At 45.3% G+C, this 12,254-nt stretch carries 12 protein-coding genes and 1 tRNA gene; 9 read left to right on the forward strand and 4 right to left on the reverse strand.

The features are described 5' to 3' along the window. Window positions 1-39 precede the first annotated feature (39 nt). The 3 genes from PV02_RS04980 (at window position 40) to dprA (ending at window position 2,552) form a co-directional block, all read left to right on the forward strand. Window positions 40-111: transfer RNA gene (locus PV02_RS04980), tRNA-Arg, on the forward strand. Between the two features lie 564 nt (window positions 112-675). Next, window positions 676-1,464 (forward strand): ComF family protein, encoded by a 789-nt coding sequence (locus tag PV02_RS04985; RefSeq protein WP_256622287.1) that lies wholly within the window; start codon window positions 676-678, stop codon window positions 1,462-1,464. Between the two features lie 17 nt (window positions 1,465-1,481). Beyond that, the gene (dprA, locus tag PV02_RS04990) at window positions 1,482-2,552 is read left to right on the forward strand and encodes a DNA-processing protein DprA (protein ID WP_256622288.1); all 1,071 of its coding nucleotides are present in this window, start codon (window positions 1,482-1,484) and stop codon (window positions 2,550-2,552) included. A gap of 286 nt (window positions 2,553-2,838) precedes the next feature. On the opposite strand, the gene PV02_RS04995 is transcribed toward dprA, so the two are convergent. Both PV02_RS04995 and PV02_RS05000 read right to left on the reverse strand, forming a co-directional pair. Continuing rightward, a complete protein-coding gene (locus PV02_RS04995) occupies window positions 2,839-3,273 on the reverse strand; it encodes an HNH endonuclease (RefSeq protein ID WP_256622289.1) in 435 nt (144 codons plus the stop codon). 216 nt (window positions 3,274-3,489) lie between these two features. Beyond that, on the reverse strand, window positions 3,490-4,086 hold the full coding sequence (locus PV02_RS05000; protein WP_256622290.1) for a dihydrofolate reductase family protein: 597 nt from the start codon (window positions 4,084-4,086) through the stop codon (window positions 3,490-3,492). A gap of 122 nt (window positions 4,087-4,208) precedes the next feature. Between PV02_RS05000 and PV02_RS05005 the strand changes: the two genes are divergently transcribed. Further along, complete coding sequence (locus tag PV02_RS05005) at window positions 4,209-5,012, forward strand: hypothetical protein (RefSeq protein ID WP_256622291.1); 804 nt, start codon at window positions 4,209-4,211, stop codon at window positions 5,010-5,012. Between the two features lie 225 nt (window positions 5,013-5,237). Then, window positions 5,238-6,365, forward strand: coding sequence for a cytochrome-c peroxidase (locus tag PV02_RS05010; protein WP_256622292.1), 1,128 nt, complete (start codon window positions 5,238-5,240; stop codon window positions 6,363-6,365). A 176-nt stretch (window positions 6,366-6,541) separates the two neighbouring features. On the opposite strand, the gene PV02_RS05015 is transcribed toward PV02_RS05010, so the two are convergent. Next, window positions 6,542-6,829 (reverse strand): DUF1269 domain-containing protein, encoded by a 288-nt coding sequence (locus PV02_RS05015; protein WP_256622293.1) that lies wholly within the window; start codon window positions 6,827-6,829, stop codon window positions 6,542-6,544. Window positions 6,830-7,092: 263 nt separating this feature from the next. Here PV02_RS05015 and PV02_RS05020 point away from each other — a divergent pair, with 263 nt between their 5' ends. Next, a complete protein-coding gene (locus PV02_RS05020) occupies window positions 7,093-8,424 on the forward strand; it encodes a COG1470 family protein (RefSeq protein WP_256622294.1) in 1,332 nt (443 codons plus the stop codon). Between the two features lie 237 nt (window positions 8,425-8,661). Here PV02_RS05020 and PV02_RS05025 read toward each other — a convergent pair whose 3' ends face one another. Further along, entirely contained in the window at window positions 8,662-8,991 is a 330-nt protein-coding gene (locus tag PV02_RS05025) for a hypothetical protein (RefSeq protein WP_256622295.1), read from the reverse strand. A 100-nt stretch (window positions 8,992-9,091) separates the two neighbouring features. Between PV02_RS05025 and PV02_RS05030 the strand changes: the two genes are divergently transcribed. The 3 genes from PV02_RS05030 (at window position 9,092) to PV02_RS05040 (ending at window position 12,247) form a co-directional block, all read left to right on the forward strand. Further along, window positions 9,092-9,532, forward strand: a complete 441-nt coding sequence (locus tag PV02_RS05030; RefSeq protein WP_256622296.1) for a hypothetical protein — start codon at window positions 9,092-9,094, stop codon at window positions 9,530-9,532. A 171-nt stretch (window positions 9,533-9,703) separates the two neighbouring features. After that, the gene (gene thsA, locus PV02_RS05035) at window positions 9,704-11,326 is read left to right on the forward strand and encodes a thermosome subunit alpha (RefSeq protein WP_256622297.1); all 1,623 of its coding nucleotides are present in this window, start codon (window positions 9,704-9,706) and stop codon (window positions 11,324-11,326) included. A gap of 366 nt (window positions 11,327-11,692) precedes the next feature. Continuing rightward, complete coding sequence (locus PV02_RS05040) at window positions 11,693-12,247, forward strand: biotin transporter BioY (RefSeq protein WP_256622298.1); 555 nt, start codon at window positions 11,693-11,695, stop codon at window positions 12,245-12,247. Window positions 12,248-12,254: the final 7 nt, after the last annotated feature.

Raw genomic sequence — 12,254 nt, forward strand, 5'->3', positions numbered from 1 at the left:
TCTTTATATCCAAGCAGGACATTAGAACACGAACCAAGTGTCCCGGTAGGGTAGCGGATATCCTTGAGGCCTGCGGAGCCTTAGACCCGAGTTCGATCCTCGGTCGGGACGTAAATTTTTATCCTTTTTTTGGGTTGGGTTGATGATGTCCACTCTTTCTTCAAGGAAATAATGTTCTGGGCACCTTTATTGTTTTGTGACGCTATAGCCATTAAAGATCGATGAAGTTAGTTTTCAAAACAGCCTATATATAATAATATAATTAAATTATATTAATACGAGACTGTCGAAAAAGTTGGCTCGTATGAAGATTAAAACTAATTATAGCAACAATAGATAAGAATATACCAATTTCAGTTATATTCATAGTGGCCATTAATATTGATTTCTTAATTGTCTATTGCTATTTGACTCTGCTCACCGGGAGAAATTATCTTGTTTGGGGACTTTTCCGACAGTCTTTTTTAATCTAACTTTGACAGTCAAACTTGAGCTGAAAGATTTTAAAATTCGCTATTTAGAGAATACAACTATTACTAACATCTTTTTATAGTATACAGTAGCCTAAAACACTAAATGAAATTTATAACTTTCTACTTGAAATGAGTATTTGCAAAAAATATTATTGGTGAAATAATGGAAGTCTGTAGTTTTCTAAGACTAAAGGAAAGTCAGATGTTTGGTAACACATATTTCTGCGAGCTTAATAATTTTGTTACATGTTGGCCAAACAATAATCCCTTTTGTCGTTTTTGTAAACACAACCCAAATAAAAAATCTCATAGTGCTGTTTATACCTTATCAGATAATGTTATAGCGGATTCAAAAAATATATGTGGGATGTTTTGCAGTCCTGAAGAGCATGAATTTATTTTAAAGAAAATATTCATAAACCCTCAAGAACATAAGTTAGCTACGGAGCTTATTAAAAAATTTTCTCGAGAGGAGTACTTTGCCTTAGCGCTAAAATCGAATGTATGTTTTGGATTTTATTATCCAAAAAATAGAGGAGTAAAGTCCGAATTTAGCTCGTTGATTTTAGCTGTTAAGAATCAGAAAAAGGCTGCAGTTGAATTTTTCGTAAAGTTACTTATTGTTATTCTTTCAGATAAGGAAGAGTTCGTTATATGCGTTATACCCAGCCATGAAGCAGGACTAAAACCCTCGGGCATAAGAGACATCGCGAAAAGATTATGCAAAGAGCCTATAATTGACGGAACTGATATATTGGTCAGAAGTAAAACGATACCCTCAAAACATCAAAGTGGAGTTCGGGACTTGAGATTAGAGAGAGAATCCTTGGATGTTATAAATAAAAATAAAATAAAAGGTAGAAACATACTGCTTTTAGATGATGTAGCAACAACTGGTACTTCCTTAGTGGCCGGAAGAAGTAAACTATTGGAGGCAGGTGCTAAATCTGTTGCATCAATTGCATTAGGGCATACTCATATTACCTCTTGATAATATAGGGAGACAACATGAAACCAATACCGTTGTTAGCATTACAAAAAATGCCTGGTATAGGTACAAAAACAATTGAGAAAGTACTTTCTTTACCAAATATCGATGAATCCGCCACCCCAGAAGAATTGATAGATATTCTTAAAACAGCAAAGGCAAGTTTTGGAAAGATAATAGTACCCGATATTCAAGCCGCTCAAATTGCCTGGAAGAAAGCTCACTATATATGGGAGATTTCAAAAGAACATAATATTCATATTATTACAAGAGGTGAAGATGAGTATCCAGAGCTATTGGCACAAATACCTGATTCACCTGCGTTATTACATGTAAAAGGTAATATCAATGCCTTGAAAAAGGACTGCATCGCAATTATAGGGACTCGAAAGCCAATAGAGTTCAGCAAAGCTCAAGCACGGAAAATAAGTTCATCATACGCATCTGAAGGGTATGCGGTTATTAGTGGCTTGGCTGCAGGTATAGATACAGCAGCTCATAGAGGCGCTTTGGATGTTGATGGAACAACAATTGCAGTTTTAGCTCACGGATTAGACACAATCTATCCCGCCAGTAATAGAGAACTTGCGGAGTCAATTCTTAACAAAAACGGTGCGCTTATTTCAGAGTATCCATATGGTACAAAGATTAATCAAAGTTACTTCGTTGCCCGCGATAGAATTCAGAGTGGATTGTCATTAGGAGTTTTCGTGATTGAAACTAATATAAAAGGTGGCACAATGCATACGGTAAATTTCTCTGAAAAACAGAAAAGAGCTCTTTATGTATTGAAGCATCCTGAAATATTAAAAAATAATCCAAATATAGCTGGTAATGCACAGTTAATCGAGGGAAAAAGAGGAATTGCATTTGATGCTGATAATGATATTAGCTCAATCAAAATTGAACTAGAAAGAGTAAAACATAAATTCAACTCAAAGCTTTTTCTTCAAAGTGTACAGGAATGGGAAACATTTAACAAAATATCTGAAGCCAGCGAGAGCGAAAAAAACTCTTTGCTCGAGAAGCAAATGAATGATGAAGTAAAAAAGAAGAAAACTATCAAAACTACTTTTGCAGATTTCCTTTAAATTATTTCTAAAGGTCAGCTGTATGAGAGATAAAGAAATATTCAAGTTAGTACCCCAAGTTTGACAGTCAAACTCGGGTGGCATATCTGCCCTTCTGCAACCAGTTATTAGGACAAAGAGAATCCCACTGATGAACTTACGGTCATCAGCTCTCTTCTCCCGACAATAAGTTGTGGTGACAAATATACCTTAATAAAATTCTATTGTTCCTCATAGAGGTCTCTGAATTTAATTCATATTCCCATATACCAGCGGAGGAAATGGTATTTACAGTTTTTACACGGGCTCATAATCTAATATCATTGTTATCCTCATAAAGATGGAAACCTTCGTCACCTTCAAAGTCAGATGATGTTGATTTTAGATATAGATTACCATCTGATAAAAGTCCGAATTTTGAAAACAATTCAAATTTATCTTCTATCCTTTGTTTGAATGCATTCTCTAACTTTGTATTTCGAGGGTGCAAAATGGAATGACATTTAATACAAATGCATGACAAATTACTCAAATCATCACTTCCACCTTCACTGCGATGAATCATGTGATGAGTGTGAAGTTCTATTCCTCCTTCCAAACAGTATCGGCAATGACCATTCTCTCTTCTAAAAGCTTCTTTTCTTAAAAATTGCCAGTTACTAGGATAACCTATTGGGATTTTAGCTGATTTTCTTTTAGTTGCATTTTGAGTAGCTGCGTAAGTATTTCCATAAACAGACATTCTTCTCACCACTTTAGAAAGTAATGTGAAATATTATCTATTTAATGCAAGCATAGTGAAAGTAATCCATAAGACCTTCTGTAATATGCCAGTAATAGAAAAATATGTAGAAACCCTCAGGGAGTAGTACTTTTTAAATTATATGTAAATAATAGTAATTTAGTTTTCCACATAGCCTGTATGCATGTATCTTGTAATCCCCTATACTCCTTTACCTCAAAACGACCCCGTTTCCACTCCCCCACCACGCCTGTAATAAGCTACTATCACGCCCCTCGGCGACTTTTTCAAATCTTGCAGAGTAAAGGCAGCGGGAATAGTGCCTTCGGCAAACAGGCGCTTGCCTGTTCCGAGCGTGATGGGAAATATCATGAGCCATAACTCGTCAACGAGGTCGTGCTTCAACAGCGTCTGAACGAGGTTGCCGCTGCCAAGAACCTGCAGCTGCGGGCCTTCCTGCGCCTTAAGCTTTTTTATTTCCTCTACGACATTGCCTTTCAACAGGACCGAATTACTCCACTCCGTCTGCAGAGGGGAATGAGAGGCTACATACTTCCTTGCTTTATTGAGTGCTTCTCCCTCTTCATTGTGGTCCGGCCAGTAGCCGGCAAATATCTCATATGTTCTCCTGCCAAGCAGGAGGTCAAACGGCCTGCTCATCTGCTCGGTCATTACCCCGCCAAGAAAGTCGTCAAAGTAAGGAAAGGTCCAGCCGCCATACCTGAAACCGCCTGAAGTATCTTCCTCCGGCCCGCCCGGAGCCTGCACAACGCCGTCAAGCGTTATAAAAGACGAGACAATTATCTCTCCCATAATGTTTCCTCCCCAAGTTCAAATGTGCCTGATCTATTATTTTTGTCCTCTCAACTATATATCCTGTACGGCATTTGTCCTGATTCATCTCACTTAAATACAGTCCCCACATTCTACTCTACATGACCGCCCCCGACATCGCCACCTGCATCACGGAAGCCGAAGCGATAGAAGAAATGTACATGGACCTGCTGGAAGGTACGATCCAGAAACGGATGAGGCATGCTGATGATGGTTCTACGGGATTGCAGAATTCTCAATATAAAGTGTGTGTCATCAATTCCGCAAATGAGCCGCTGCAGCGCGCTCTCTTGGTAAAGTACGGGGTCTGGTATGAACTTTGCAGGAGGCTTGCTCTTGAACATTTGGGCAGGGGGAGGGATGCGAAGTATGAGGGCTTCACAGGGCTGCATGAAAAGATACTGAGCCTTATCAACCTGAAGGACCCTGCCACCAACTCCAACGAGAAGAAGCATCTGAAAGACGGTTTTCTCTCTTCTTTCGATACCCAGGTCAACATGCTCTACACAATAGAACCCCTCATAGCCTCAGCTAAGGACAGCTACAGGAAAATGATCACCGCAGAGCTGGTGAGTTCGGCACTTGACGAGGCTGAAAGCCTGTATCGGCAGGGCCTGCTCCGCGCTGCCGGTATCATGGCCGGTTTTGCTCTTGAAAGATACCTGAGGACACTGTGCGAGGTAAGCGGCATCGGACTGGAGCCGGATGACAAGATGGCTACGATGGCCCGGAAGCTTCTTTCATCTGATGGGCTGTATGGACTCGATCCTGAAATCCTCGGACCGATAGACCATTTTGCATTTCTGAGGGATGAATGCACCCGCCAGGAAGAGGAACCGCAGGAACATGAGGTCAGGGAACTGATCGATAAGGCACGCGAGATAATCTTCCTGGCCTTCTGTTGAGCAAATAAGTGTTTAGGTTCTAAATTATCCTCTATGGGTTCTCATAAACCGAACTGAGGTAAGTATATATCTTTCCAGGCTCAACTTCTAGCATTTAAGCATTGGAATGAGGTCTGTGTGGGTGGGGCCTTGCCAGCAAAAAAAGATATAGGTGGGCTTCTCACCTGATCTCGCCTCTGAGCGGTACTCGTTGTTCTGACCTGATTCTGATTGCGGGGGTACATTATGGGTAAGATACTTTTAGTTCTAATTGCAGTTGCCTTGCTGGCAACGGTCGGAACATGCGCTGCTCTCTCGGATGAGGAGGAGCTTGGAAAGTTGTTGTATTTCGATGAGAACCTGTCAACACCTGCCGGTCAGTCGTGCGCAAGCTGCCATCACCCGTCAGTGGGCTTTGCCGGTTCTAATGGGCTGCCGGTCTCCCAGGGTGTGCTTCCGAACCGCTTTGGTAACAGGAACAGTCCCACGGCGGCTTATGCAGCCTACAGCCCTGACTTTGGCACCGTTACCGAAGATGATGAAACTCTTTACGTGGGAGGCCAGTTCTGGGACGGGCGCGCAAACGACCTGGCCGAGCAGGCAAAGGGTCCCTTCCTGAATCCCCTGGAGATGAACAATCCCAACAAGAGAACTGTGATCGTCAAGATCAAGAATTCCGCCTATGCAGGCTTCTTCGAGCAGGTGACTGGGGTAAGCCTGAAAGACCTTTCGGACGGCAATGTGGAGCTGGCCTACGATAAGGTCGCCGAGGCCATCGCTGCATACGAACGCACTTCCGAGCTCAACCAGTTCTCCTCGAAGTATGATCTCTATGTGGCAGAGGAAGTCGAGCTCACAGAGGAAGAAATGCTGGGCCTGGACCTCTTCAATGGCAAGGCAATGTGTTCGCAGTGCCATCCAAGCCAACCCGGACCCTATGCGGATCAGGCCCTGTTCACGGATTATACCTATGACAACCTGGGCACTCCTAAGAACGTGGACAGTCCCTTCTACGATCTCCCCAGGAAGTTCAATCCCGACGGAGCCGGATACATCGATTACGGCCTTGGGGGATTCCTGAAATCTGTCGGCACTCCGGGATGGGAACTGGAGGCCGGCAAGATGAAGGTGCCAACTCTCAGGAACATCGCTGCCACTTCTCCATATATGCATAACGGAGCGTTCAATACTCTCACGGAAGTCGTGGACTTCTATAATACGAGGGATAACGCCACTGCGAACTGGCCTGAGCCTGAGGTCGCTGAGAATGTCAATGTGGACGAGCTCGGGGACCTTGGCCTGAACGAGACAGAGGTTTCAGCCCTCGTAGCCTTCATGGAAACGCTCACTGATGGCTATACAATTCCTGAGTGAGCTTTTCTCCATATCCGGATGCGCGCACTGCGCACGCACTTTTATTCTTTTATGTGGTTCTGCAAGAATGCCATATTAGGCAACAGGATACTTGTTGCAGCATGAGCTGTAGCACGGATGGCGCAGGATCCATTTTGTCCTGCCTCACGGGCCAGGGCGGGCCCGTGCCTGCTATCTCATATCATCATCAGCAAAGCGATCAGGGCAAGGAGGCCCAGCAGGAAGAATCCAGCAAGCGCCAGGATGATTTTCTTTCTTTGCCTGTCATCTTCAACTGAGATCGGTAAGGGGTTCGGGTTATACTTTTTCTCCATATATGCCCCTATCCCTGCTCCGATGGCAACTCCAATCAATGGCCCGATGACGATCATGTCTATCAGGAGGCCTATAGGAAGGCCAAGAGGGATGCCGATAGCCATTCCCACTGCCATGAAATGGCCCCTGGGGTATCTTTTTTCCTGCATGGGCTAACCTATAAGTTTAATATATAAATACTAAACTATGCAAAAGGTCCGCGTACTGTCAGGCCATTCTCATTTGCCTGTATTGTTGCAACCTGAATGCTCCTGTCTGGTTCGTATCAAATTCTATCGATATCAGGTCCTATCTGATATTTCTCATATCGTCACTCCCTGCCATTTATAACTGCGAACTGCACTGAAGTTTACACAATTATTTAATAAGTGTAATGCCTACCATTATGTTGAGAACACAAGAGGTGCGATACATGAAAAAATCTCTAATTTATATGGTGGGGCTGCTGTTTGTCAGCTCTCTTTTCGCGTCGGGGGCAATGGCAGATGATGTTGCTCTCTTGATAAGGCCGCTGACTACGGAGGTAAAGATGGTTTCATCATCGTCTGGATATGGTGTGTCTTCCACGCCTGCGATCGCAGAAGATGCAGTGATCTATCCTTACGGGGAAATGAGCAAACTAGTTGTAAAGCCAAGCTATTCCAACATCAGGCTCCAGCCCGGTGAGAACAGGGAAGTAAAGGTCACTGTAACCAACAGGGGAGAAGAAACAGCTTCCATTAATCCCACGCTGGTCATCCAGCCTTATACCCAGAACTACCTCAAGGAAGAATGGGTGACTGTCACCCCACAGTCCTTTGAGCTGGCACCGGACGCAAAACAGCAGTTCGTGGTAAAGGTCAGCATACCGAAGGACGCGGATATCGGGTACTACTACGCATCCATGGTATTCGGAAAGTTCGATGAGCAGAACTATACTAAATACCCGGTCTATGGCGGTTCCATGGAAATGTCCATAGATGTCTGGACACCTCCAAGTGTGCAGATAGGTACAACTTATATCAATGACCGTGTTGAGGCCGGGAAAGGTTATGACTATGAGGTAAAGATCACAAATGTGGGCAAGCAGGATATAGCAATGGACCCCGAAGTGCTCATGAACACTGTCTACTATGCTGAAGCCGTATCTTCCATCAGGTATGATGCAGGCGCTTCTAACGTAGTAATGGATGAGAGCTCAGTCACCATAAGCGCCCCTTCAATCATTAAAGCAGGTGAAACGGTAACAGTCAAAGTTCACCTTGACGTGCCGGAAGACGCAACAGGGTCCTTCAGCGGAACACTGGACCTTGGCATCGACGATTCTGCACTGCGCGACTGGGAAGGCCAGGTGCAGCTCTACTTCACAGTATGGGAGAAACCCTCTGAACCGTTCGTGAAGGAGTTTACCACCACTACCGACGGTACCATGAGAATTGAGATCACTACCAGCATCTATGACTATGGGATGTATGGCAGCACCACATCGGGAAGCCTCTCTCCATCCTTCCAGGTCTCAATGAAGCAGGGAAGCCAGCAGGTGGGTATGCAGCTCGTAGGGAGCACTACCAGGGGTCAGGTTGTCTACGGTTCTGGCAACGTCAGGCCGCTGGCATCCTCCGGTTCTCTCGGTTACCAGAACACAAGCACGGTCTATACAGAGGTGTATGAGGTTTCAGGTGCTGCAGGTGAGTGGACACTCAGTATACTTCCTGTAAACACTGATAACTTTGAGTATAGTATCACTACGGGTGAATTCAGATAAGGCAGGGTTATTGACCCTGCAGTTTTTATTGATCTATCCTTGTCTCTTTTTATTAGGTCTAACTGTAATGGTGGTCTGGATGACTGGGCATCTGTCTACTAAACCAGCGATAGTGCTGGTATTTTTGATGTTGTATGTGCTTGTACTGGTGAGCATTGCTCTTGCAGGGCTTGGCACCATTTAGAATACTGTCGCTATCATGGGACGTCGGATACTAACTTTCTTGCAGCAGAGGCATTATAATAGATAATTATTTATATATATTTTTACAATAATATATTCAGGATTGTTCATAGGGAGTATTACATGAACAAAAAAGATGAAGCTACATTCAATGAGTTCAAGGAAGTATTTCACAGATACCTGGATACAGATGACCTTTCGGATCAGGAGTTCCTCCTCAGGGATGATATGATCCAGTTTATCAAGAACGCCTGCATAAGGAGTCTTGTGGTCTGTTAGGTATCTGATCCTGGTGAGTCTTAGCAGGAGCCCTTTACTTGCTGTGTGCATGCAGAGGCAGGTCTCTTCAACTGCTGATAGCTCCCGCTGCCCATTGTCTTCCATGTTAGCTTATGCAGGTCCTTTTGTACTCCCGGACAAAATACTTATCTTATTGTATCCTATCTTTTAATCGGAACAATTATTCCATTAGCGGGGTATTATTATGGGTAAGCCGGAAATCTTTCTTGAGAAGTCAAAAAATAACTCCTTTAGGGCCTATGACATTCCCTTGATGATGAAAAGCCTGAAACAGGATGCACTTAGGGGTATCATTGACCTGAGTGAGGATGATCTGCAGTGGTTCAGGACGTATAGCTTCGCGCTGCAGCAACTGGAACTCAATGCCGGGGGCAGGTCCCCGAATTTCAATGAGAGTGACTGGGGAGGTACGATCGAGGATTTCGGGAAGGTCAAATCCATGGTGGATGAGATGGAAAGGGTGGGTGTGGTCACCAATGTGGGCTGGACCGCAGGAGGCAACTCCCTTTTTAATGCTCCTAACCCTGGTATGTCCTTTTTCAATATTCCTGCACCTGCACGTTACAGGCAGCATGTTTACTGCCTGATAGATGCACATCTTGACAAACTATATAACCGGGGCTGAGCCCTATTTATCTTCCTCCTCTTATTTTATTCCGTACATTACAGGCGGTTAAATTTATATAGAACTGCTTGCATTTAGATTGAGCAGTATGAGTATCCCGTATACTCGATGGCAACTAATGCTAACTTTCCATATTGATAGAATGACTCATGGTTATAAGGAGGTTATAATTTGGCAGGACAGCCCAGGTACGTTTTAGGAAGCGGTGGCAGGAGATCTTCACGCGGAAGAGATGCACAGAGCATTAATATCCTTGCAGGTAAAGCCGTGGCAAAGGCAGTAAGAACCACACTTGGCCCCAAGGGTATGGACAAGATGCTTGTGGACTCCCTCGGTGATATTGTAATTACCAACGATGGTGCGACCATTCTCAGGGAAATGGATATCGAGCACCCGGCAGCCAAGATGGTGGTCGAGGTCTCGAAGACGCAGGATGATGAGGTCGGCGACGGTACTACCACGGCAGCTGTACTCACCGGAGAGCTTCTCGCAAAGGCAGAAGAGCTCCTGGAGAAAGGTGTCCACCCCACGATCATAGCTTCAGGATACAGGCACGCCGCAAAAAAATGTGCTGAGATCCTCGACACAATTACAATTGACGTTTCTAAGGATGACAGGGAAACTCTGAAGAAACTTGCCAGGACCGCCCTTACAGGGAAAGGCGCAGGCGAGTACAAGGAGTTCCTTGCAGATATCGTGCTCGATGCCGTTCTTTCCGTAGCGGAGGAGACCGATGATGGCATAAAGGTGGATGTGGGTGACATCACCATTGAAAAGAAAGAAGGCGGAAGCATTCTTGATACTGAGATGATCCCCGGCCTTGTTATTGACAAAGAGCGCGTCAGGCCCAACATGCCAAAGAAGATCCAGAACGCTAAGATCCTGCTGGCAAGCTTCGGCATAGAGTTCCATAAGATCGAGAAGGATGCTGAGATCAAGATCACCTCACCTGACCAGATGCAGCTTTTCGTTGAGCAGGAAGAAAGGATGGTCAAGGAAATGGTGGACAGGATCATCGCAAGTGGAGCCAATGTAGTGTTCTCCCAGAAGGCGATTGACGATCTTGCACAGTACTACCTGGAGAAGGCAGGCATATACGCATGCAGGAGAATCAAGAAGAGCGACCTCCAGAAGCTGGCAAAGGCAACCGGAGCAACCCTGTTCCAGGATGTCACCGATATCAGGCCAGGCGACCTCGGATCTGCCGAAATGGTGGAAGAGAGGGATATCGGCGGTGCCAAGATGACCGTTCTTACCGGATGCAGGGAAGAGAAGACAGTCTCACTTGTCCTCCACGGCGGTACAACACATATCGTGGATGCACTCAAGCGTGCGCTCAATGACGCACTTTGTGTGGTAGGCGTTGCACTGGAAGACAAGAAGATCGTTGCAGGCGGCGGCTCGCCGGAAATAGAGCTTGCACTCAGGCTCAGGGAATATGCTGCAACCCTCAAGGGCAGGGAACAGCTCGCAGTAAGCAAGTTCGCTGAAGCGTTCGAGATAATCCCGCAGACGCTTGCAGAGAATGCAGGTCTGGATGCCATTGACATGCTTATCGAGCTTCGCTCCCAGCACGAGCAGGGCAACAAGAACGCAGGTCTTAACGTTTACACCGGTAAGGTCGTGAACATGTACGACATGGACGTCCTTGAGCCTCTCAGGATCAAGACACAGGCTATCAATTCCGCCACAGAGGCAACCGTAATGATCCTCAGGATCGATGACGTCGTTGCAGCAAGCGGCAAGGGCGGCGCAATGCCCCCGGGAATGCCCCAGCCTGACATGGACATGTAAAGTTGCTTGGATTTACTTTGTAGTGCCGGAGTTCCCGGCATTATTCTCTTTTCTGTCTTATATCCGCTCCTATTGTTTCCTATACCAGCATGATGATACTGGCAATAGTGGTGGCTGGAGCAGTTTCCCTGTGATTGTAAACCCTGCAGTCAGTTGTATACGATAAGTCTTTTATATCATGTAAACCATCTACAGAAAAAGGTTGACATAGCTTGTACAGCCTGGTATTGGTGCTTACATGGTGCAGTATTCTCAGTTTTGCACTCGGGCATTGTTCCAATTGTAAACCTCAGCCCTTAGCTGGAAATGTATCCTGCAGGACTGAGGTCATCATCGGCTTACAGCTCAGGTAAAGACGGGAGAATCATGAACGAAAATTACCATTACGAGAACTATTACGAGAGCGATGTCCGAAAAATGGCGATGGCATCCCTTTTTACCGCCCTGATAGCAGTCGGGGCATTTATCCGGATACCGGTCCTCATAAGTCCTGTTCCCATAACTCTGCAGGTGCTGTTCATATTCCTTGCAGGTGCCATGCTTGGTGCACGCTGGGGATCCATGAGTGTGATGATCTACCTGCTGCTTGGGATCATAGGACTGCCCGTGTTCTCCGGAGGCTCATCGGGTATTGGCGTGCTGTTTGGACCTACCGGTGGATATCTGGCAGGCTTTGTTTTTGCTGCGTTTGTCATAGGTACATTTTCCGACAGGTGGGGCACTTCAGGTGTGCTCCGGAATGCATTGTTCATGTCGGCAGGATTACTCGTGATCTATCTGCTGGGTGCTGCCTATATGGTCTACGTTGCACGCATATCAGTGGAAAGTGCTATCCTTCTGGGTGTTGCTCCGTTCATTCCGGGGGATCTGCTTAAGCTTGTATTCTCTTCTGTGATCGCCGCAAAGTATTCTCTTGAGTAGGTTCCAT

The sequence above is a fragment of the Methanolobus chelungpuianus genome, from assembly GCF_024500045.1.
In the GTDB taxonomy this organism is placed as follows: domain Archaea; phylum Halobacteriota; class Methanosarcinia; order Methanosarcinales; family Methanosarcinaceae; genus Methanolobus; species Methanolobus chelungpuianus.

What these genes read in the sequence shown, in the direction of transcription:
- PV02_RS04985 (WP_256622287.1), top strand. Translation starts at nt 676, where the DNA reads ATGTTTGGTAACACATATTTCTGCGAGCTTAATAATTTTGTTACATGT.
- dprA (WP_256622288.1), top strand. Translation starts at nt 1,482, where the DNA reads ATGAAACCAATACCGTTGTTAGCATTACAAAAAATGCCTGGTATAGGT.
- PV02_RS04995 (WP_256622289.1), bottom strand. Translation starts at nt 3,273, where the DNA reads ATGTCTGTTTATGGAAATACTTACGCAGCTACTCAAAATGCAACTAAA.
- PV02_RS05000 (WP_256622290.1), bottom strand. Translation starts at nt 4,086, where the DNA reads ATGGGAGAGATAATTGTCTCGTCTTTTATAACGCTTGACGGCGTTGTG.
- PV02_RS05005 (WP_256622291.1), top strand. Translation starts at nt 4,209, where the DNA reads ATGACCGCCCCCGACATCGCCACCTGCATCACGGAAGCCGAAGCGATA.
- PV02_RS05010 (WP_256622292.1), top strand. Translation starts at nt 5,238, where the DNA reads ATGGGTAAGATACTTTTAGTTCTAATTGCAGTTGCCTTGCTGGCAACG.
- PV02_RS05015 (WP_256622293.1), bottom strand. Translation starts at nt 6,829, where the DNA reads ATGCAGGAAAAAAGATACCCCAGGGGCCATTTCATGGCAGTGGGAATG.
- PV02_RS05020 (WP_256622294.1), top strand. Translation starts at nt 7,093, where the DNA reads ATGAAAAAATCTCTAATTTATATGGTGGGGCTGCTGTTTGTCAGCTCT.
- PV02_RS05025 (WP_256622295.1), bottom strand. Translation starts at nt 8,991, where the DNA reads ATGGAAGACAATGGGCAGCGGGAGCTATCAGCAGTTGAAGAGACCTGC.
- PV02_RS05030 (WP_256622296.1), top strand. Translation starts at nt 9,092, where the DNA reads ATGGGTAAGCCGGAAATCTTTCTTGAGAAGTCAAAAAATAACTCCTTT.
- PV02_RS05040 (WP_256622298.1), top strand. Translation starts at nt 11,693, where the DNA reads ATGAACGAAAATTACCATTACGAGAACTATTACGAGAGCGATGTCCGA.